Raw genomic sequence first — 20,345 nt, forward strand, 5'->3', positions numbered from 1 at the left:
CGGCCGCCGTCAGTCCATCGTCGGGATGTTGAAGTCGGCGCCGTCCTTGATGCCCGACGGCCAGCGCTGCGTGACCGTCTTGACCTTGGAGTAGAACTTGATCGACTCCGGGCCGTGCTGGTTGAGGTCGCCGAATCCGGACTTCTTCCAGCCGCCGAAAGTGTGGTAGGCGATCGGCACGGGGATCGGCACGTTGACGCCGACCATGCCGACCTCGACGCGGGAGACGAACTCGCGGGCGGCGTCGCCGTCGCGGGTGAAGATGGCCACGCCGTTGCCGTACTCGTGCTCGTTGGGCAGGGCCAGGGCCTCCTCGAAGTCCTTCGCGCGCACGATCGTCAGGACCGGGCCGAAGATCTCGTCGGTGTAGATGCTCATGTCCCTGGTGACGTTGTCGAAGAGCGTCGGGCCGACGAAGTAGCCCTCGCTGATGTCCTCGCCGTTGAAGCTGTCCGTGTACCCACCGACGCCGCGGCCGTCGACGAGCACCGTCGCGCCGGCCTTCTCGCCCTGGTCGATATAGTCCAGCACGCGGGCCTTGGACTCGGGGGTCACCAGCGGGCCGTAGTCCGACTGCGGGTCGTGGCTGTGGCCCACCTTGAGCGCCTTGACCTTGGGCAGGAGCTTCTCCAGCAGCCGCTCGGCCGTGCCCTCGCCCACCGGAACGGCCACCGAGATGGCCATGCAGCGCTCGCCGGCGGAACCGAAACCGGCTCCGAGCAGGGCGTCCGCGACCTGGTCCAGGTCGGCATCGGGCATGATGATCGCGTGGTTCTTGGCGCCACCGAAGCACTGGGCGCGCTTGCCGGTGCGGGCCGCGGTCTCGTAGATGTACTGCGCGATGGGCGTGGAGCCGACGAAGCCGACCGCCCGGATGGTGTCGCTGTGCAGGATGGCGTCGACGGCCTCCTTGTCACCGTGGACCACCTGGAAGATGCCGTCCGGCAGACCGGCCTCGGTGAAGAGCTCGGCCAGGCGCACGGGCACCGAGGGGTCGCGCTCGGAGGGCTTGAGGACGAAGGCGTTGCCGCAGGCGATGGCCGGGCCGGCCTTCCACAGCGGGATCATGGCCGGGAAGTTGAACGGGGTGATGCCCGCGACCACGCCGAGCGGCTGGCGCATGGAGTAGACGTCCACGCCGGTGCCCGCGTTCTCGGTGAACTCGCCCTTGAGCAGGTGCGGGATGCCGATCGCGAACTCCACGACCTCCAGGCCGCGCTGGATGTCACCCTTCGCGTCCGGGGTGGTCTTGCCGTGCTCGATGGCCAGCAGCTCGGCGAGCTCGTCCATGTTCTGGTTGACCAGGTCCACGAAGCGCATCAGGACGCGGGCGCGCTTCTGCGGGTTCTGGGCGGCCCACTTCTTCTGCGCGGCGGCGGCCTTGGCGATGACGTCGTCGACCTCGGCCGTGGTGGCCAGCGGCACGATGGCCTGCGCCTTGCCCGTGCTCGGGTTGAGCACCTCCTGCGAGCGCCCGCCCGTCGCGGCGACCCGCTTACCGTTGATGAAGTGCTCGATCTGCCTGAGATCCGACATGGACATCCCTTCGTCGTGGGGCCGCGGTCTCGGAATGACCGCGTGCCACCGCTCCCGTGATGCCCATCACCCTATACTTGCAAGTCCTAGTAATCCAGGCCAGGTGCCTCCGTCTGCCCCCCTCCCCTCCCCTTTCGGGTGTACCGCCACCTCGTCACCAACCCATACTGTGAGCTGACTCACGTCCGCTGCCTTTCTCGACCCATGCTCGTTGTCAGGAGATCCCATGGCCCCGCTCGCCACCGACGCCACCGCACGCTTCCGCACCGCCCGCGACTTCCTGCAGGCGCATTCGGAGGACTACGACGCCGCGCGCGCGGGCTTCGCCTGGCCCGAGCTCGACGAGTGGAACTGGGCACTCAACTGGTTTGACGTGCAGGCCGAGGGCAACACGGACCCGGCGCTGTGGATCGTCGAGGAACACGACGGAGGCGGCGACCCGACCGAGACCAAGTACTCGTTCGACGAGATGCGGGTCCGCTCCGACCGCACCGCCAACTGGCTACGCGAGCGCGGGGTCGGCCCGGGCGACCGGATCCTGCTCATGCTGGCCAATCAGGTCGAGCTGTGGGACGTCATGCTGGCCGTCATCAAGCTCGGCGCCGTCGTCATCCCCGCGACCACGCTCCTGGCCGAGGGCGACCTGCGCGACCGCATCGCCCGCGGCGGGATCAAGCACGTCATCGCCCGCGCCGAACTCGCCGAACGATTCGCCGGCATCTCGGGTGACTATCAGCGCATCTCGGTCGGCGGAACCGGCACGTCGACGCCCCTCGGCGGAGCGCCCGAGGGGTGGACCGACCTCGCCGGCGCGATGGACGCCTCCCCCGACTTCGAGCCGAGCCACACCACCCACGCCGACGACACGCTGCTGCTCTACTTCACGTCCGGGACCACCAGTAAGCCCAAGCTCGTCGAGCACACGCACGCCTCCTACCCGGCCGGCCACCTGTCCACCATGTACTGGATCGGCCTCCAGCCCGGCGACGTCCACCTCAACGTGTCCTCGCCCGGCTGGGCCAAGCACGCCTGGTCCAACGTGTTCACCCCGTGGATCGCCGGGTCGTGCGTGTTCATCTACAACTACTCGCGCTTCGACGCCACGGCGATGATGCGCGAGATGGACCGCTGCGGGGTGACCAGCCTGTGTTGCCCGCCCACCGTGTGGCGCATGCTCATCCAGGCCGATCTGACCCAGCTCCAGACCCCGCCGCGACTGGCGGTGGGCGCCGGGGAACCGCTGAACCCCGAGGTGATCGGCCGGGTCCGCGACGCGTGGGGCGTGACGATCCGCGACGGGTTCGGCCAGACCGAGACCACCGTGCAGATCGCCAACACCCCGGGCCAGCCCATCAAGGACGGCTCGATGGGTCGGCCGTGTCCCGGGTTCGAGGTGGCGCTGGTGGATCCGGCCACGGGCCGGGAGGTCGAGGGCGCCGGCGCGGAGGGCGAGATCTGTCTGCAGCTGGACCCGCGCCCGCTCGGGCTGATGGTCGGCTACCACGGCGACGCCGAGCGCACCGAGGCCGCCTACGCCGACGGTTTCTACCACACCGGCGACGTGGGATCGCGGGACTCCGACGGTTACATCACCTACGTCGGCCGGACCGACGACGTCTTCAAGTCCTCCGACTACCGGATCTCACCGTTCGAGCTGGAGTCGGTGTTGCTGGAGCACCCGGCGGTCGCCGAGGCGGCGGTCGTCCCCTCGCCCGACCCCGTGCGGCTGAGCGTGCCCAAGGCGTTCGTCGTCCTGGCCGGCGGATGGGAGCCGGACGAGGACACCGCGCGGCAGATCTTCGAGTACTCGCGGAACCACCTGGCGGGCTACAAGCGGATCCGCCGACTGCAGTTCACCGACCTGCCCAAGACCATCTCGGGCAAGATCCGCCGCGTGGAACTGCGCCGCGGCGAGAGCGCGAACGGCCCGTCGGTGGACTTCCCCGGGGAGTTCCGCGAGGAATCGCTGCGCTGACCGACGGCGGGCTCCGCTCAGGCCCGGATGAACGCGTCGATCTCCTCGGGGGTCCACGGCGGGTTGTCGTGGAAGTCGCGGTAGGCCAGGATCGTCGCCTCCGGCGTGGGGAAGCGTCCGACGAACCCGCCTGCTCCGGCGAAGAGCCCGCCGGTGATGCCCTCCGCGAGATCGGACACCAGATAGGTGTAGAGGGGCGCCACGTACTCGGGGCCCGCCGGGTCGAGCGCGCCGGCCACACTCAGCTCGTCGAGCATGCCCCGGCGGCCGAGTTCGCGGATCTGCTCGTCGTAGTCGTCGCCGCTCGAGAGCCGGGTCCGGGCCCCGGGACACACGACGTTGGCCCGCACCCCGTGCTCGGCGAGCTCCGCGGCGATCGCCATGGTCAACGACGTGACCGCACCCTTGCCTGCCGGGTATCCGGTGCCGCCGTAGTCGCCCTTCCAGGCGAACGACGAGGTGGTGACGATCGCGCCCGCTCCCGCGGCGACGAAGTGTGGCGCGAACACGCGGCACGTGGCGAACACCGTGCCGAGGTGGGCGTCCATGAGTCCGGCGAACTCCTCGTGGGACACGGTGAGGATCGACGACCCCGGGGACTCGGCCACCCCGGCGCACGTGATGAGCCCGGCTACCGCCGATCCGCCATCCGCCGCCGCGTCGAGCAGCGCCCGGGCGACGGCGGGTTCGTGCGCGGATCCTGCGACGCCGACGATCCGCCCGTCGGACCGGGCGGCGAGCTCGGCCACCCGGTTCTGCAGCGCCTCGTCGTCGCGCCCGTTGAGGACCACGTCCGCACCGCGGGCCGCCAGGTCGTCGGCCACCGCCGCCCCGATGCCGCGGGAGGATCCGGTGACGGCGAAGGCCCGGCCGTCCAGACGAAGGCCGTCGGGCCGGAGCCGGGCGTCACCGGCCGGCGGGGTCACGGGGGCGGGGTCACGGCGGGCGGGGTCACGGAGCGGGGTCACAGCCGCCGGTCGTGGTCCGGGGCCGCCCCGGTGACAACGCGGCGAGCCCAGCCGTAGTCGGTCTTGCTGCTGGGATGGCGTTCGACGGCGGGGACCACCCAGAACGCCACCGGCACCTTGTAGCCGGTGAGGTCGGTGCGCAGGGCGGCTTCGAGTGCGGCGAAGTCGCCCTCGTGCCCGTCGGACCACTGCAGCACCGTGCCGACCCGGTGGCCGAAGCGCTCGTCCGCCACCCCGAGGACGACCGCGTCCTCCACGCCCTCGACCGCCTTGAGCGCGGCCTCGACCTCCTCGGCGAAGATCTTCTCGCCACCGGAGTTGATCACCTGGCTGGCACGGCCGAGCATGACCAGCGAGTCGGGCCCGTCGTAGCGCCCGCGGTCCCCGGTGAACACGCTGTGGACCCCGGCGATCTCGCGGAAGGTCTCGGCCGACTTCGCGGGGTCCTTGTAGTAGCCGCGCGGCAGGTAGCCGGTCTTGACGATCCAGCCGATCTCGGTGGAATCGTCGGACAGCGGCTCGTCGAGGTCGTCGACGAGCCGCAGCGTGGTGCCCCGGGGGATACGCGGCCCGTGACTGGCGAAGAGCGAGCCGTCGTCGACGTTGGCCTTGGTGACCACGCCGAGTCCACCGAACCCGCTCTCGGACGACCCGAAGGCGTCCATGATCATCAGATCCGGGCGCAACTCGAGCAGCTCCGCCTTGACCTTCGGGGAGAACAGTGCGGCGCCGGAACTGATCATGAACATGCTCGAGGTGTCGGTCTCGCGCATCTGTTCCAGCATCGGGCGGACCATCGCGTCGCCCGCCAGGATCACCACCTGGATCTTCTCGCTCTCCACCTCCGCCAGCACCTCGTCGGCCCGGAAGTAGGGCAGGTAGTGGCACGTGCCGCCGGCGAACAGGCCGGTGAACGACGGCATGAGTCCCGAGGTGTGGATGAGCGGCAGGAGGATGAGATACCGCGCGGGATCGCCCCCGAGGCCCGACCTGGACTGCTGGTACTCATCGGCCACCGGCTCACCCGAGTGGTAGTCGGCGCCGCCGCCGAGGCTGCGCCACAGATCCTCCTGGCGCCACATCACGCCCTTGGGCTTTCCGGTCGTGCCGCCGGTGAACACCAGGAAGAGGTCGTCGGCGCTGCGCTCGACCCCCACCCGCTCGGGCGAGGCGGCGTCCAGGATCTCCCGCGCCTCCAGCACCTCGCCCGGGAGGTCCGTGACCGAGGACCCATCGTCGACGACGACGGTGTGGCGCAGCGAGTCCAGACCCGCGACCGCGTCCGTGACCGCCGGCCCGAACTCGCGGTGGAACACCAGCACGCAGGTGTCTGAGTAGTCGTAGAGGTACCGCAGCTCGGGCCCCGAATAGCGGTAGTTGATGCTGATCGGCACCGCCCGCAGCTTGAGCACCCCGAGGAACAGCGCCAGGCAGTCCACGCCGTTGCGCAGGTGCACGCCGACGTGGTCGCCGGCCCCCACCCCGAGCCCGGTGAGGGCGGCGGCCCACCTGTTGGCCTCGGCGTCGAGCCCGGTGTAGGTGAGACGACGGTCGTCCTCGACCACCGCGAGGCGGTCCTCCCCGTAGGCGTCTACGGCGTGTTCGAACAGGTCGGCCAGGTTGTGCGCCATTCGGGTGTCCTCCGGGACGGGTGGGGGTGCGAACTCAGACGGGCGTGATGGGCAACGAGGTGCGCGTGGGTCCGAAGCTGAACGCCGCGCCGGTGCTGAACCGGGTGACGGCCACCTCCTCGGGCTCCGTGGCGGCCTCGTCGCCCAGGCGCAGTACCGCCTCCACCCTGGAGCCGTCCGTGGGGACGCGCTCCACGGTCCAGTGCGGGTCGACGGCCTGCGCGGCGGCCTCCAGCGGCCGCAGACCGTCTCGCGCCAGCAGGGGCAGCCAGGTGTCGTCGGCGAACCCGTCGGCGGAGGAGTCCCAAGCGACGGTGAGGGCCGCGCCGTCGTCGGAGACCGACGACGAATACCCGGTGTAGGCCGTGGGTCCGGCCAGCGGGTGCACGTCGAGCACCGCCGCGAGCCCACGCGCATCGCCGTCGACCCCGAGGACGTCGCGGATCCGTCCCGCTGCCACACCCGCGATCCCGGCCGCCTGGTACGCGAGCAACCGGTCCGCGATCGTGGCGTCCGACCGGCGGCGCACCGCCTGGTGGAAACCCACCGCCAGCAGGTGCATCTGGAGGTACACCTCGCGCGTGATGCGGATGAGCGCGGCCGAGGTGAACTCGGAGAACACCAGGTCGGTCAGCAGCGGGCCCGCGTAGTCGTCCCGCGCACCCTCCCCCGCGGTGTCCCCGGGTGCGGGCGACTCGAAGACGAAGTCGATCAACCGGCTGGTGGCCGACTCGACCGCCGGCCCGGGCAGTGTCGCGGGCGCGATGTCCGGGTCGATCCGCACGGACCAGTGGCAGTGCGGGGTGCGGCCCTCGGGACTCCGGGGCGGGCGGTGGATCGCCTCGAACACCGCCCGCGGGTTGGTGGCCAACGCGGTGGCGGGGAAGGTGGGGTCCTCGATGTGGTGGCACATCGTGGTGACCAGGCGGTCCCCCATCGGCTCGACGTCCATGAGCGCGCCGCAGTGGTCCAGCCAGAACTCGCCGTTGTCGTGGTCGGTCACCCCGTAGCGGAAGTCCATGAACTCCGGCGGCGCACCCACGTCCAGTTGGAAGCCCTTGAAGATCTCGGCGACGCCGTCACCGGTGATCAACAGCGCGGCCTTCATCCGGCGGGTGTAGTGCGGGCTCGCGGCCAGCCACTCGTCGATGGCCACGTCCTGCATGCCGTCCACACCGAACTCGCTGAGCAGGGCGGGCATGCCGGCCCGGTCGATGAGCTGGCCGATCAGCAGCAGGTCGGGGAGCAACCGTGCGAGGGTCGCATGGTCGAGCGACTCGAGGGGGTCGGGGCGACCCGCCGACGGACCCGTGGACGTGGTCACGGCGGCTCAGACCTCGTCCGGCGCGGACACGGGCCACAGCGGAGCGGGGCTGTCCTCGATGCGGTACCAACCGGCCGGCTTGTCGCCGGCGGCCGCGAAGCGCTCCTTCATGGAGTCGGTGAGCGCGTCGGCCTCGTACATGCGCATGAACAGGTCCACCACGTTGCCGAAGTCGAAGAAATCGCGGTGCCAGGCCCACTGCTGGTCGCCGTTGTAGAGGAACCACGAACCACCGAGACCGTGGACCTCGTACGGCTCACCGGTCTTGGGATCCACGGTGTCCCGGGCGATCTGCTTCCACAGGCACAGGACGTCGCCCGTCTCGGGGTCGATGATCGTCCGGATGTACGGGTACTCCCAGCCGTCGAGCCCGGCCATCTCCTGGCCCAGGGCGATGTCGCGGATCTCGTCGCGACCGACGGCCATGAAGTCGTCCTTGGTTCCGTAGTTCCAGCCGTAGGTGGCGTCCTCCGCGTAGAACTGCGCGAGCGGCGTCCAGTCCTTGTTGCGCTCGCACTCCCGGTTGGCCTCCAGCCAACGGTCCACGAACTCGGCGATCTCGGCACGGTCGAAACGGGTCACGTCACTCACTCCTGGCTTGTCTGGTCGTCGACGAGGCGGAGCGCCTGCGTCGGGCAGTACTTGACCGCGTCCTTGACGGCCGCGAGCTGATCGGCGGGGATCGCCCCGCGCTTGGCACGCACCTTGGCCTCGGAGCCCTTGCCGACGGTGAACCAGTCGGGAGCCTCGGCCTGACACTCCGCGTGTCCCTGGCAGAGGTCGAAGTCAACCTCCACGCGCAGGGGCTTTACCTCGGCCATCAGCGCTGCCTCCTCCGGTACCGGACGGTGCACGGCTGGGCCAGCTGGACGACCATCTTGGAGTGGTCGTTGTGGTAGCTCTCGGCCGGCTGGGCGAGCTCGAACTCGAACTCGCGTAGCAGGATCGAGAAGATGGCCTTGATCTGGAGCTGGGCGAACGCCGCCCCCACGCAGCGGTGCCGGCCGGCGCCGAAGGGGATCCAGGTCCAGCGGTTGACGATGTCCTCCTGCCGCGGCTCGGCGTAGCGGTCCGGGTCGAAGGCCTCGGCGTCGGGGAAGTCCTCGGGCAGCCGGTTGGAGACGGCCGGCGAGGCCGCGACGGTCTGTCCGGCCCGCACCACGTGCTCGCCGATCTGGACGTCCTCCTGGGCCACCCGCATGAGGATGATGAGCGGCGGGTGCATCCGCAGCGTCTCCTTGAGCGCGTTCTCCACCTTAGGCATCTGCCGCAGCGCGCCGAAGGAGTACTCCGCGCCGTCAGCGTAGACCTCGTCGAGCTCGGCGACGACCTGGGCCAGGTACTCGGGGTGCTTGAGCAACTCGATGAGCATCCACGCGCTCGTACCGGAGGTGGTGTGGTGCCCGGCGAACATCATCGAGATGAAGATGCCGGTGACCTCGTCGGGACTGAACTTGTTGGTGCCGTCGTCCTCCTTGACCGAGATCAACACGTCGAGCAGGTCCCGGTCCGCCTTGTCGGTCGGCGGGTTGGCGACCCGGTCGTCCATGATCGCGGAGACGAGTTCGACCAGACCGGCCCGCGCCGCGTCGCGGGTACGGAACGCCGGGATGTCGGCGTAGGCGTCGATGTAGGCGTGGGGATCGGTGCCCTGCTCGAGGTCGTGGTACAGGTGGGCGAAGCGCGCGTCGAGCTGCTCGCGGAACTTCGGTCCGATCAGGCACGCCGAGGAGGTGTAGATGGTGAGCTCGGAGAACCACTCGAGCAGGTCGATCTCGCCCTCGTCGCCCCACTCGGCCACCATGCGCTGGACCTCGTGGGGGATGGTCACGGCGTGCTGACGCATGTGGTCACCGCGCAGCGCGGTGTTGTGCAGCATCTCCGATCGGCGCTCCGGGCTGGCGTCGAAGACGACGCCCTCGCCGAACACCGGGGTCATGAAGGGATAGGCGGCGGCCTGGCCGAGCGACTCGTCCGGGGCACGGAAGAACGCCTCGTTGGCGGCGGCGCCGGAGGCCAGGCAGATGTCCCGGTCGACGATCTTGAAGACGCCGAGGTCGCCACACTCCTCGCGGACCCGCCAGAACAGGCTGATCGGATCGGTGCGCAGCTCATCCATGTGGCCGAGTTCGCCCTCACCGCCGGACACTCTCCCCGGCACCTTGAGGGTCGAGAAGTCGGTCGGGTTGTCGGTGGAGCTGTCGGTACTGGTCACGAGAAGTCCTCCTCGATAGGGGCCTCCGGCTGGATCTCCAGCTCGGTGATCTGGGCGCCGCGGGGCATCGACACCATGGCGGCGACCCCTCGGGCGAGGTCGGCGGGCTTGCACATGCGCGGGTGGCGCCCGAACCCGTGCTTGACCCAGTCGTTGATGACGGACTCGGCGGTCTCCGGGTCGAACTCGGACCCCATCTCCGTCATGACGGGCCCGGGCCGGACCACTCCCAGCCGGACGCCCGTACCCTCGAGCTCCTTGCGGAGCTGGTGGGCCATGGTCTCGAGGCCGGCCTTGGCCGCCACGTACGCGCCGGAGCGCGGGCGTGCGGTGTAGGCCACGTCGGAGCCGATGAGCACCACGTCGCCCCGTCGGCGGTCCACCATCCCGGGGACCACCGCGTGCAACAGCCGCTGCACCGAGAGCAGGTGGACGTCGATCTGGTCGGCGAAGTCGGCCGGGTCCATCTCCCACGCGCGGGCCATCTTGAGATGCCCGGCGCTCGAGAGCAGGACCTCGGGGGGACCGTAGGCCTCGGTGGCGGCGCCGACGAACGCCTGGACGGACACCGAACTGGTGACGTCGACCGCGCAGGCGGTGGCCTGTCCCCCGGCCGCGCGGATGGTCTCGACGAGCTCGTCGAGCCGATCGGCGCGGCGGGCCCCCACGACCACGGGATGCCCGAGGGCGGCCAGGGCCTCGGCGGAGGCCCGTCCGATCCCGGACGAGGCCCCGGTCACCAGTGCCGGTCGTAGCCCGGTGTCGATCGACGGCGGGAACCTCAGGCTCATCGGCGCCTCACCTCGACCCGCATGGGCAGGTGGGCGAAGCCGCGCACGTTGGAGGAGTGGACGCGCTCGGAACCCGGCAGGAGCTCGTAACCGGAGATCGAGCGGGCGATCATGTCCAGCGCCACTCGTCCCTCCAGCCGGGCGAGGTGGGCGCCCAGGCAGAAGTGGGGCCCCTGCCCGAAGCTCAGGCTGGCCGTGGTGTCGCGGCCCAGGTCAAAGGCGTCGCCACCCGCGAACACCTCCTCGTCGCGGTTGGCCGCGCCGATCAGGAGCAGCACCTTCTGGTCGGCCGGGATCGTCACGTCGCGCACCGTCACCTCCTGCGTGGTCGTGCGCAGCACCATCTGGCTCGAGGTGTCGAAGCGCAGGGTCTCCTCGACCCACGCCGGGACCAGCTCGGGGTCGGCGAACACCGAGCGGGACTGCTCGCGGTACTCGTGCCCCCAGAACAGTGAGTTCGCGAGCAGCTTGGTGGTGGTCTCGTTGCCGGCCACGACCATGAGGAACAGGAAGGACAGGATCTCGTCCTCGTCCAACCTCTCGCCGTCGATCTCCGCGTCCAGCAGCGCGGAGGTCAGGTCCTCGGTGCGGGCCTTCCGGCGCTCGGCCACCATCCCCTGGTAGTAGGTGATGAGGTCGAGCGCGGCGACCATCGAGTCCTGCGGGACGTCCTGGACGCCCTCGTCGCGGTGCATGACCAGGTCCGCCAGTCGGCGCAGTTCGGCGCGATCGGCGTCCGGCACGCCCATGAGGTCGGAGATGACGTCCATCGGCAGCTTGCCGGCGTAGTCGTCGACGAAGTCGAACTCGCCCTTCTCCAGGCATTCGTCCCAGTACTGGCGGGAGATCTTCTCGATCCCCTCGGAGAGAGCGTCCACCCGGCGCGCGGTGAACCCCTTGCTCACCAGCTTGCGCAGGCGGGCGTGGCGCGGGTCGTCCATGGCCAGGAACGACATCGTCTTGTAGGCGTGCGGGCCGTACGCGGCCGGGTCGAGGGAGACACCTTTGGCGTTGGAGAACACGTCCGGGGCGCGGAAGGCCTCACGGACATCCGCGTGCCTGCTCAGCGCCCAGAAGTCCAGGTCAGCATTGTGGTAGACGGGCGCCTCGGCCCGGAGACGGGCGTAGAGGGGATACGGGTCCTCGTGCACGGCGTAGTCGTACGGGCTGAACACGAGCGGGGCGGAAGTCGCAGAAGTCATTACCGGTGTCACCTCAGGATCAGTCGTGCGGCGGATTCGATCGCGTCTGCCATGTCGGTGTAGGTGCCGTAGCCCATACCTGCTCTGACGAGCGCGCCGGCGTAGACCATCTCCAGCGCGCCGACCACCTCGTCGTCGTTCTCCTCCCCCAGCGCTGCCACCAGACGGCGACGGATGTCGGCGCCGATCCGGATACGCAGATGGGAGACCTCGGGGTCGTCGCCCAGCAGGGCGGCGGTGACCGCGGAGGAGAGCTCGGGCTCGTCCGCCAGCAGCAGCGCGACGCTGCGCAGGACCGCCACCACCCGGTCGACCGTGGTCCCACCGTCGACGGGCTCGGTGACGTGGTCCCCCAGACGCCGCCAGAAGACCTCGGCGATCAGGTGCCCCTTGGACGAGAAGTAGGTGTAGGCCGTGGCCGGCGCGACACCCGCCCGGGAGGCCACGGCGCGGACGGCCAGACCGCCCGCGCCCTTCTCACGCAGCTCCTCGACGGCGGCGGCGGTGAGACGGTCGACGGTCTCTGCCTGCTGGCCGTTCAGGCGCCGCCTGGTCGACTCGAATCGAGCATCACTGGACATGTGTCTGGACAGTACACCACCTGCCGGACTATCGTCTAGACAGTTGTCCACCCGTATTTCCCCAACTGAGTCCACCCACTGAGTCCACCTACCGAGTGCACCCACTGTGAGATGTCCATGAATCCCGACGGAAGGCTCCTCGTGACCGCGAGCACCACCGACACCGCCCCGCTCCTCATCGGCGGCGAGCTGCGCCCCGCCTCCGGGGGAGGCACGTTCGACGTCCTCAACCCGGCCACCGAGGAGCTGATCGGCCAGGCGGCGGACGGAACGGCCGCCGACATGGACGCGGCCATCGCCGCCGCCCGCACGGCCTTCGACACCACCGACTGGTCCACCGACCACACGTTCCGGGCGCGGTGCCTGCGTCAACTCCGCGACGCGCTGCAGTCCCACATCGAGGAGCTGCGCGCGCTGACCATCGCCGAGGTGGGCGCCCCACACATGTTCACCACCGGCCCGCAGCTCGAGGGGCCCGTGGCCGACCTCGGCTGGCTGGCCGACCTCGTCGACGCATACCAGTGGGTCGAGGAGTTGGGCGAGTCCGAGGTAATGGGGATCCGCTCCCTCCGCTCGGCGCGCCGGGAAGCGATCGGCGTGGTGGGTGCCATCACCCCGTGGAACTTCCCCAACCAGATCAACCTGGCCAAGCTCGGCCCCGCGCTGGCCGCCGGCTGCACCGTGGTGCTCAAGCCCGCACCGGACACCCCGCTCATCGCCGCGGCCGTGGCCCGGATCGCCGCCGAGGAGACCGACATCCCCGCCGGCGTGCTCAACGTGGTGTCGTCCTCGGACCACGGCGTGGGCGCGCAGCTGAGTACCGATCCGCGGGTGGACCTGGTCTCGTTCACCGGATCCACCGCCACCGGCAAGAAGATCATGGTGGCCGCGGCGGAGACCCTCAAGAAGGTGTTCCTCGAGCTGGGCGGCAAGTCCGCGGCGGTCGTGCTGGACGACGCCGACCTGAACGCCGCCTGCTTCATGACCGCCCTCAACGCCTGCACCCACGCCGGTCAGGGTTGCGCGCTGACCACGCGACTGGTGGTCCCGCGAGAGAAGTACGCCGAGGCCGTCGAGGCCGCCAAGGGCGCCATGGCCGCGTTCGCGCCGGGCGACCCCACCGACCCCGGCACCCTGTGCGGACCGCTGATCTCCGAGCTCCAGCGCGAGCGGGTCGAGGCGTACATCGCCCTGGCGGTGCAGGAGGGCGGGACCATCGAGATCGGCGGCGGCCGTCCCTCCGGCGCGGACAAGGCCGCGGGGTTCTGGGTCGAGCCCACCCTGATCTCCGGTCTCGACAACTCCGCGCGGGTCGCGCAGGAGGAGATCTTCGGCCCCGTCCTCGTGGTCATCCCCCACGACGGTGACGACGACGCCGTCCGGATCGCCAACGACTCCCCCTACGGCCTGTCCGGCGCCGTCTGGGGCAGCGACCTCGAGCGGGTCGAGAAGGTCGTCGCCGGCATCCGCACCGGCACGCTCGGGGTGAACGGCGGCGTCTGGTACGGCGCCGACGTGCCCTTCGGCGGCTACAAGCAGTCCGGGATCGGCCGCGAGATGGGCCGCCAGGGCTTCGAGGAATACCTCGAGACCAAGTCCGTGGCCACCCCGGCCTGATCGGCCGCGCGAGCCTGACCCGCCACACAAGCCCGACCCACCGCACCACCTAGAGAGAGCAGCACACAGACATGGGACGTTTTGACGGCAAGTCCGTGATCGTGACCGGCGCGGCCGGCGGCATCGGAGAGGCGTACGCCAAGGCGCTCGCCGCGGAGGGCGCGAAGGTCGTGGTGGCCGACGTGTCGGACACCGAGGGCGAGCGCGTGGCCGCGGACATCGTGGCCGCCGGCGGCGAGGCCTTCTTCCAGCACACCGACGTCGCCGACCCGGACTCCGCCGGTGCGTGCGCCGAGGCGACCGTGGAGAAGTTCGGATCGCTGGACATGCTGGTCAACAACGCCGCGATCTTCGGCGGGATGAAGCTCGACTTCCTCATCACCGTGCCCTGGGACTACTACCAGAAGTTCATGCAGGTCAACATGAACGGCCAGCTCCTCATGGTGCGCGCGTGCTGGGAGAAGATGGCGGCGGCCGGCGGCGGCGCGATCGTCAACCAGTCCTCCACCGCGGCGTGGCTCTACTCGGGCTTCTACGGCCTGGCCAAGGTGGGCGTCAACGGCCTGACCCAGCAGCTCGCCACCGAGCTCGGTGGCTCCAACATCCGGGTCAACGCCATCGCGCCCGGCCCGATCGACACCGAGGCCAACCGCACCACCACCCCGCAGTCGATGGTCAAGGACATGGTCGACAAGCTGCCCCTCAACCGCATGGGCCAGCCGGAGGACCTGGTGGGCATGCTGCTGTTCCTGCTGTCGGACGAGGCGAGCTGGATCACCGGGCAGATCTTCAACGTCGACGGCGGACAGATCATCCGGTCATGAGCGGGCCTCAGGACACGGGCGCCGCGCGCATCGGCCCGGGCACGCCCGAGGACTCCCCCGCCCCGGTCGGGTTCATCGGCCTGGGCAACATGGGCGCGCCGATCGCCCGGCGGCTGCTGGACTGGCCCGGCGGGCTGGTGGTGTGCGACGTGCGCGCCGAGGCCACGGAGCCGTTCGTCGCCGAGGGCGCGACGGCGGCCGCGACGGGCGCCGAGGTGGCCCGGACCGCGCGCCTGGTGTCGGTGACGGTGCTCAACGACGACCAGGTCCGCGACGTCGTCGACGGTCCCGACGGCATCCTGCGCACCGCGGCCCCCGGGACGGTCATCGCGGTCCACTCCACCATCTCCGACACCACGGCCGTCGAGCTGGCCGGGGTGTGCGCCGCGAGCGGGGTGCACCTGGTGGACGCCCCGGTCTCCGGCGGCGCTCCGGGCGCGGAAAAGGGTCAGCTCGCCGCCATGGTCGGCGGGCCCCGCGAGGTCTACGAGGCCTGCAAGCCGGTCTTCGCCCTCTGGGCCGCCATGCCGGTCCACGCCGGCGAGGTGGGCGCGGGCACGCAGATGAAGCTGGCCCGCAACCTGCTGCACTTCATCTCCTTCACGGCCACCGCCGAGGCCTCGCGCCTGGCGGAGGCGGCCGGCGTCGACATCGCCAAGCTGGGCCGCGTGGTCCGGCACACCGACGCCATCACCGGCGGCGCCGGAGCCGTCATGCTGCGCGAGACCACCGCACCGATCGCCACCGACGACTTCTGGCACGGCGTGTTCACCCACGTCCGTGGACTGGGCGAGAAGGACCTGTCCCTGGCCCTGGCGCTGGGCGAGCGGCTGGGCGTGGACCTCCCGCTGGGCACGATCGCGCTACGCGACCTGGGCACCGGGTTCGGCGTGGGGCCGGGCGAGATCGCGCGCGCCGCGGGCGGCGACCCGGGTGGCGACGCCGGCGGGGACGCCGGTAGTGGCAACAACGACGACGACGAGGGAGCACGATGAGCGACACCGCAGAGTCCGGCACGACACCCGAGCGCGAGCGCGGCCTGGCCATGATGACCGAGGTCTACGGCTTCGACATGTCCGACGGCCCCGGCGACTACTTCGGGGAGACCGCGGACCACCTGTTCGGGCGCATCTGGGCCCGACCGGGCCTGAGCCACCGAGACCGTCGCCTGCTGCTGCTGGGCGCGCTCACCGCCCAGGGCAATTCCGACATCGCGGACATCCAGGTGGGCGCAGCCCTGGGCAACGGCGAGCTCACCCCGGAGGAACTGGAGGAGATCGTGCTGTTCCTCTGCTACTACGCGGGTTGGCCCAACGCCACCAAGCTGGGCAACGTGGTGGGCCCGCACGTGGCGCGAGCCCGTAAGGCCGCCCGGCGGGCCGCAGCCGCGCCCGCGGCCGCGGCGGACGGCGAGGGCTGAGGGTTGAGGGCGGGAGTTCCAGGCCGAGTGTCGGGCGATAGGTTTATTCCATGACCGCACCCCAGATCGACCAGGCGCTGCTCGACGTGGCGCTCGCCGCCCCCGGCTTCATGCCGCTGGACGAGGGCCGCACCCTCTACGAGATCGCCTGCGAGTACCTGGGCGACGGCGTGGGCGTCGAGATCGGCACCTACTGCGGCCGGTCCACCGTCTTCCTCGGCGCGGCCGCGCGGGTGACCGGCGGCAGCATCGTCACCGTCGACCACCACCGTGGGTCCGAGGAGCACCAGCCCGGGTGGGAGTACCACGACACCACGATGGTGGACCCGCACACGGGCCGCCTGGAGACCCTGGTCGCGTTTCGGCACACCATGTGGGACGCGGGTCTCGACGACGTGGTGACGGCGGCCGTGGGCAGCTCGCGCCAGGTCGCGCGGGTGTGGGGCAAGCCGGCCTCGTTCGTGTTCATCGACGGCGGCCACTCCTCCGAGGCAGCGCAGGCCGACTATGAGGGTTGGGCCCCGTGGGTGGCGATCGGCGGCGCGCTGCTGATCCACGACGTGTTCCCGAACCCCGAGGACGGCGGCCGCCCGCCGTACGAGATCTACTGCCGCGCCCTGGAGTCCGGTCAGTTCACCGAGGTCCGCGCCGTGGACTCGCTGCGCGTGCTGCGTCGCGACTCCGGCGTCGTCGGCGCGCCCCTGCCGTAGGGGCCACTACACCGCCCAGCGGCCGCCCGCGTTCCACGGATCACCCGTGCCCGGGCGGCCGCGGCGCGAGTGCAGGAACCTGCCGACCACGGCGGCGCCCAGGTCGTCGACGTCCGGGGCGACCACCGTCCCGCCGACGCGGCGGGCCAACGCGTCGAGGAAGCGGCCGAGCCCTGGGTCCTCGCCCAGCCGGAAGAACGTCGTCTGCGCCCCGAACCGGGCGACCCGGTCGAGTTCGTCGACGGTGGTGCGGATGGTCTCGGGCGCCGGCGGGTAGCCGAACCACGGTTCCCCGCTGCCGAGTAGATGGGCCGTGGGCTCCCCGTCTGTCACCACCAGCAGGACCGGCTGCATGGACGGGTGCCTGCGGAAGAAGCGGCCGGCCAGCAGCAGCGCGTGGTGCAGGTTGGTCCCCATCTCGTACTCGGCGTCCAGAGAGAGCAACTCCTCCACGGTCCGCGTCTGGGCGAAGCGGCCGAACGAGATGAGCTGCAACTCGTCCTGCCGGAAGCGCGTACTGACCAGGTGGTGCAGCGCGAGCGCCGTGCGTTTCATCGGCACCCAGCGGCCCTCCATGGCCATGGAGAACGACGTGTCGACCAGCAGCGCGACCGCCGCCTGGGTGCGCGCCTCGGTCTCGCGTACCTCGATGTCGTCGGGGAGCAGGCGGATCCCGCCCCGAGGATCACCGCCCTCCGCCGCCAGCCGCGTGATGGCGTTGGTGACGGTCCGCGGCACGTCCCACGACTCGACGTCGCCGAACCGCCACTCCCGGCTGGACCCCGTCTGTTCCCCGGCCGCGCCGGAGACGCGGGTGTCACGGGCGCCCGTCCGACCCGAGAGCCGACGTGCGGCATCCCGCAGTAACGATCCCCCCAGCTTTCGCAGCGCGGCCGGGGACAGCCTGAGGTCGCCGTCGGGGCGCCGGGTCAGGTAGCCGGACTCCCGCATCGACTCCTCGAGCTTCGCCAGGGTCCGCAGGGACACGGCCGCCTCGCCGCCCAGGTGACGGGCCACGGCCTCCAGGTCGAGCTCGGACAGCGGCGACCCCTCGGTGCCCCGCGCGAGCTGTTCGGCAAGCCTGTCCAGGTCGCCGAGCTCGGCCATCGCCGCGGCCCCCTCGGAGAAGCCGAGTCCCTGGTCGCCGCCGAAGTCCTCGGAGCCGTCCCAGTCCTCGCCCGGCCGCAGGGACTGCAGCAGACCATCGAGCCGCCCGAGTTGCGCCATGAGTTCGGGCGACCCGAACGCCTGCTGCGAGAGCGCCATGAGCTCCTCGCGCTGCTCCGCGGTCATCGACCGCATCATGCGCTGCGCGGCAGCCGACCGCTTGGCCAGCGCGTCGATCAGCTCGTCGATGTTCTCGGGCTGCTCCGGGAAGGCGTCGGAGTGCTTGTCCATGAAGCGCTCGAAGTCCTCCGGGGTGTCCTCCCCGCGGGAGTGCTTGTCGAGCAGCTCGGTGAGGTCGGCCAGCATCTCCGACACGGCCTCGCGGTCGGCGTCGGTCGCGTTCTCCAGGGCCTGCTTCATTCCGGCGAACCGCGCGTCCAGAGCTTCCGCCCCGAGCAGGTCCTGGATCCGGCGGTACGCCTCCCGCGCCTCGGCGGACGCCCAGTCGTAGTCGGCCAGCTCCCCGACGGCCGCGGCCGGGGAGTCCGGGAGATTCTCGATGGTCATCTCCCGCAGGGTGCGGTCCATCGGGTCCATCTGCGTGTCGCGGGCGAGCTGCCCGCGCTCGGCCAGCAATGCCGAATTCAGGAGCTCGGCCACCTCTTCCAGCGTTCCGCCCAGGTGGTGCCGATCGAGCAGTTCGCGGCGGCGGCGCTGCACCCTGCCGGCGAGCTCGTCCAGGCCGGTCTGGTCGCTGCCGCCGCGGCGCAGGAACTCCCGCATCGACTGCTCGGGCGAGTACCCGGCCATCACCCCCTCGGATACCGCGTCGAGCGCCTCGGACAGGTCGAGCGGCGGCGCGAGCGGGTCCGGGCCACCGGTGAACCGGCCGTAGCGGGCGCGGCGTTCTGCTCGCGACATCGCGAACCTCCTTGTCCGGCGACCTCCCGGCCGCCTCCCGACCGCCTCGAGGCGCCTCGGATCGTCAGCCGTAGACGGCGGCGCCGTCCCCGGTCTCCTTGGACAGGCGCCGGGCGAGGTACAGCCCCTCCAGCGCGAGTTCGATCGCCCCGGCCCGCTGACCCGCGGAGGTCGCACCCAGGCGCTCGGCGATCTGGTCGTACAACCCCGGCTCGGACAGCTCGGGCAGCGCCGCGAGGAACTCCGCCGCGGTCACGCTGGCGCCGGTCGTCAGCGTCACCGAGCCGTCGAACGACTCGACCAGAGGGGCGAAGTCGAGGCCGCGGAAGAGGTCGCGGACGACGTCGACCGTGGCGCTGCGCAGCAGGTAGCGCAGGATCTCGGGCTCGCGGCCCTCCTCACCGGGTTCGAACTCGACCTTGCCGCGTAGGACGTCGACGGCGGCGTCCACGTCCACGAGCCGCGCGACCGCCTCCCCCGGGTCGTCGGTGCCCCGGACGGCCGCGCGCCGCCGAGCCGCCGCGGCGATGGTCTCCGCGCCCGCGATGGCGAAGCGCGCGGACACCCCCGAGGCCTGGTTGACGGAATCGGACGTCCGCAGTTCGCGGGTGAACCTGGCCAGGAGCTCCAGCAGCGCGTCCGGCACCTCCGCGGTCAGGTCGGCCTCCTGCCGGACCACGGCGATCTCGTCGGACAGGTCCAGCGGGTAGTGGGTACGGATCTCCGCGCCGAAACGGTCCTTGAGCGGGGTGATGATGCGGCCGCGGTTGGTGTAGTCCTCCGGGTTGGCCGAGGCCACCACCAGCACGTCGAGCGGCAACCGCAGCACGTAGCCGCGGATCTGCACGTCCCGCTCCTCCATGACGTTGAGCAGCGCCACCTGGATCCGCTCGGCCAGGTCGGGGAGCTCGTTGAGCGCCACGATCCCGCGGTTCGCGCGCGGCACCAACCCGTAGTGGATCGTCTCCGGGTCACCGAGTCGGCGACCCTCCGCGACCCGCATGGGGTCCACGTCGCCGATCATGTCCGCCACGGAGGTGTCGGGGGTGGAGAGCTTCTCCACGTAGCGTTCGGAGCGGTGCCGCCACGCGATCGGCAGCTCATCTCCCTCGAGTGCGATCCGGTCCCGCGTCACCGCGGTGATCGGGGCGAGCGGGTCCTCGCTCAGTTCGGAACCGGCCACCACCGGCGACCACTCGTCGAGCAGACCCACCAGCGTGCGCAGCAGGCGGGTCTTGCCCTGCCCGCGCTCGCCCAGCAGGACGATGTCGTGGCCCGCGATGACCGCCCGCTCGACCTGCGGGATCACCGTCGACTCGAAGCCGTGCATCCCCGGCCACGGGTCCCGGCCCGCGGCCAGTTGTGCGAGGAGGTTCGCGCGCAACTCGTCGCGCAGGGTTCGGCTGGTGTACCCCGCGGCGCGCAGCTGGCCGAGGGTCTGGATGTCCGGCTTGTCGCTCACACCGCCCACGGTAACCCTGCGGGGCCTGCTGCGCTCGTGTCCTGTTGTCGCGCGCCTAGAG

The 20,345-nt window shown here is 70.9% G+C and carries 18 protein-coding genes; 6 read left to right on the top strand and 12 right to left on the bottom strand.

Translation table 11 applies throughout. The features are described from left to right. Nucleotides 1–9 precede the first annotated feature (9 nt). Entirely contained in the window at nt 10–1,536 is a 1,527-nt protein-coding gene (locus R4P08_RS08390; RefSeq protein WP_317813342.1) for a CoA-acylating methylmalonate-semialdehyde dehydrogenase, read from the bottom strand. 226 nt (nt 1,537–1,762) lie between these two features. Here R4P08_RS08390 and R4P08_RS08395 point away from each other — a divergent pair, with 226 nt between their 5' ends. After that, nucleotides 1,763–3,511, top strand: coding sequence for an AMP-binding protein (locus R4P08_RS08395; protein WP_317813343.1), 1,749 nt, complete (start codon nt 1,763–1,765; stop codon nt 3,509–3,511). Nucleotides 3,512–3,528: 17 nt separating this feature from the next. Here R4P08_RS08395 and R4P08_RS08400 read toward each other — a convergent pair whose 3' ends face one another. From R4P08_RS08400 to R4P08_RS08440, 9 genes are all read right to left on the bottom strand, one after another. Beyond that, nucleotides 3,529–4,437: an SDR family oxidoreductase gene (locus tag R4P08_RS08400; RefSeq protein WP_317813344.1), complete on the bottom strand. Its 909-nt coding sequence runs from the start codon at nt 4,435–4,437 to the stop codon at nt 3,529–3,531. Nucleotides 4,438–4,475: 38 nt separating this feature from the next. Next, on the bottom strand, nt 4,476–6,110 hold the full coding sequence (locus tag R4P08_RS08405; protein ID WP_317813345.1) for an AMP-binding protein: 1,635 nt from the start codon (nt 6,108–6,110) through the stop codon (nt 4,476–4,478). Nucleotides 6,111–6,144: 34 nt separating this feature from the next. Further along, nucleotides 6,145–7,434: a hypothetical protein gene (locus tag R4P08_RS08410; protein ID WP_317813346.1), complete on the bottom strand. Its 1,290-nt coding sequence runs from the start codon at nt 7,432–7,434 to the stop codon at nt 6,145–6,147. 6 nt (nt 7,435–7,440) lie between these two features. Continuing rightward, entirely contained in the window at nt 7,441–8,016 is a 576-nt protein-coding gene (locus tag R4P08_RS08415) for a nuclear transport factor 2 family protein (protein ID WP_317813347.1), read from the bottom strand. A 5-nt stretch (nt 8,017–8,021) separates the two neighbouring features. Next, nucleotides 8,022–8,255 (bottom strand): ferredoxin, encoded by a 234-nt coding sequence (locus tag R4P08_RS08420; protein ID WP_317813348.1) that lies wholly within the window; start codon nt 8,253–8,255, stop codon nt 8,022–8,024. After that, nucleotides 8,255–9,553, bottom strand: a complete 1,299-nt coding sequence (locus tag R4P08_RS08425; protein WP_317813525.1) for a cytochrome P450 — start codon at nt 9,551–9,553, stop codon at nt 8,255–8,257. The genes R4P08_RS08420 and R4P08_RS08425 overlap by 1 nt, the downstream gene beginning before the upstream one ends. Before the next feature lie 92 nt (nt 9,554–9,645). Then, nucleotides 9,646–10,440: an SDR family oxidoreductase gene (locus tag R4P08_RS08430; protein ID WP_317813349.1), complete on the bottom strand. Its 795-nt coding sequence runs from the start codon at nt 10,438–10,440 to the stop codon at nt 9,646–9,648. Next, complete coding sequence (locus R4P08_RS08435; RefSeq protein ID WP_317813350.1) at nt 10,437–11,642, bottom strand: cytochrome P450; 1,206 nt, start codon at nt 11,640–11,642, stop codon at nt 10,437–10,439. Before R4P08_RS08435 ends, R4P08_RS08430 begins: the two co-directional genes overlap by 4 nt. A gap of 8 nt (nt 11,643–11,650) precedes the next feature. Further along, the gene (locus tag R4P08_RS08440) at nt 11,651–12,223 is read right to left on the bottom strand and encodes a helix-turn-helix domain-containing protein (protein WP_317813351.1); all 573 of its coding nucleotides are present in this window, start codon (nt 12,221–12,223) and stop codon (nt 11,651–11,653) included. A gap of 141 nt (nt 12,224–12,364) precedes the next feature. Between R4P08_RS08440 and R4P08_RS08445 the strand changes: the two genes are divergently transcribed. The 5 genes from R4P08_RS08445 (at nt 12,365) to R4P08_RS08465 (ending at nt 16,794) form a co-directional block, all read left to right on the top strand. Beyond that, nucleotides 12,365–13,840, top strand: a complete 1,476-nt coding sequence (locus R4P08_RS08445; protein ID WP_317813352.1) for an aldehyde dehydrogenase — start codon at nt 12,365–12,367, stop codon at nt 13,838–13,840. A 71-nt stretch (nt 13,841–13,911) separates the two neighbouring features. Continuing rightward, nucleotides 13,912–14,664, top strand: a complete 753-nt coding sequence (locus R4P08_RS08450) for an SDR family oxidoreductase (RefSeq protein WP_317813353.1) — start codon at nt 13,912–13,914, stop codon at nt 14,662–14,664. After that, nucleotides 14,661–15,659, top strand: a complete 999-nt coding sequence (locus R4P08_RS08455) for an NAD(P)-dependent oxidoreductase (protein ID WP_317813354.1) — start codon at nt 14,661–14,663, stop codon at nt 15,657–15,659. Before R4P08_RS08450 ends, R4P08_RS08455 begins: the two co-directional genes overlap by 4 nt. Continuing rightward, nucleotides 15,656–16,084, top strand: coding sequence for a carboxymuconolactone decarboxylase family protein (locus R4P08_RS08460; protein WP_317813355.1), 429 nt, complete (start codon nt 15,656–15,658; stop codon nt 16,082–16,084). Before R4P08_RS08455 ends, R4P08_RS08460 begins: the two co-directional genes overlap by 4 nt. A gap of 50 nt (nt 16,085–16,134) precedes the next feature. Next, entirely contained in the window at nt 16,135–16,794 is a 660-nt protein-coding gene (locus R4P08_RS08465; protein ID WP_317813356.1) for a class I SAM-dependent methyltransferase, read from the top strand. A gap of 6 nt (nt 16,795–16,800) precedes the next feature. Here R4P08_RS08465 and R4P08_RS08470 read toward each other — a convergent pair whose 3' ends face one another. Continuing rightward, nucleotides 16,801–18,822, bottom strand: a complete 2,022-nt coding sequence (locus tag R4P08_RS08470; protein WP_317813357.1) for a VWA domain-containing protein — start codon at nt 18,820–18,822, stop codon at nt 16,801–16,803. Between the two features lie 64 nt (nt 18,823–18,886). Further along, nucleotides 18,887–20,284 (bottom strand): sigma 54-interacting transcriptional regulator, encoded by a 1,398-nt coding sequence (locus R4P08_RS08475; RefSeq protein WP_317813358.1) that lies wholly within the window; start codon nt 20,282–20,284, stop codon nt 18,887–18,889. Between the last annotated feature and the right edge of the window lie 61 nt (nt 20,285–20,345).

It is taken from the genome of Rhodococcus sp. IEGM 1408 (genome assembly GCF_033142235.1).
Classification (GTDB): Bacteria; Actinomycetota; Actinomycetes; order Mycobacteriales; family Mycobacteriaceae; genus Dietzia.

Excerpts from the sequence above, each read along its gene's own strand:
- R4P08_RS08390 (WP_317813342.1), bottom strand. The coding sequence starts at position 1,536 with ATGTCGGATCTCAGGCAGATCGAGCACTTCATCAACGGTAAGCGGGTC.
- R4P08_RS08395 (WP_317813343.1), top strand. The coding sequence starts at position 1,763 with ATGGCCCCGCTCGCCACCGACGCCACCGCACGCTTCCGCACCGCCCGC.
- R4P08_RS08405 (WP_317813345.1), bottom strand. The coding sequence starts at position 6,110 with ATGGCGCACAACCTGGCCGACCTGTTCGAACACGCCGTAGACGCCTAC.
- R4P08_RS08420 (WP_317813348.1), bottom strand. The coding sequence starts at position 8,255 with ATGGCCGAGGTAAAGCCCCTGCGCGTGGAGGTTGACTTCGACCTCTGC.
- R4P08_RS08425 (WP_317813525.1), bottom strand. The coding sequence starts at position 9,553 with ATGGATGAGCTGCGCACCGATCCGATCAGCCTGTTCTGGCGGGTCCGC.
- R4P08_RS08430 (WP_317813349.1), bottom strand. The coding sequence starts at position 10,440 with ATGAGCCTGAGGTTCCCGCCGTCGATCGACACCGGGCTACGACCGGCA.
- R4P08_RS08435 (WP_317813350.1), bottom strand. The coding sequence starts at position 11,642 with ATGACTTCTGCGACTTCCGCCCCGCTCGTGTTCAGCCCGTACGACTAC.
- R4P08_RS08440 (WP_317813351.1), bottom strand. The coding sequence starts at position 12,223 with ATGTCCAGTGATGCTCGATTCGAGTCGACCAGGCGGCGCCTGAACGGC.
- R4P08_RS08450 (WP_317813353.1), top strand. The coding sequence starts at position 13,912 with ATGGGACGTTTTGACGGCAAGTCCGTGATCGTGACCGGCGCGGCCGGC.
- R4P08_RS08455 (WP_317813354.1), top strand. The coding sequence starts at position 14,661 with ATGAGCGGGCCTCAGGACACGGGCGCCGCGCGCATCGGCCCGGGCACG.
- R4P08_RS08460 (WP_317813355.1), top strand. The coding sequence starts at position 15,656 with ATGAGCGACACCGCAGAGTCCGGCACGACACCCGAGCGCGAGCGCGGC.
- R4P08_RS08465 (WP_317813356.1), top strand. The coding sequence starts at position 16,135 with ATGACCGCACCCCAGATCGACCAGGCGCTGCTCGACGTGGCGCTCGCC.
- R4P08_RS08470 (WP_317813357.1), bottom strand. The coding sequence starts at position 18,822 with ATGTCGCGAGCAGAACGCCGCGCCCGCTACGGCCGGTTCACCGGTGGC.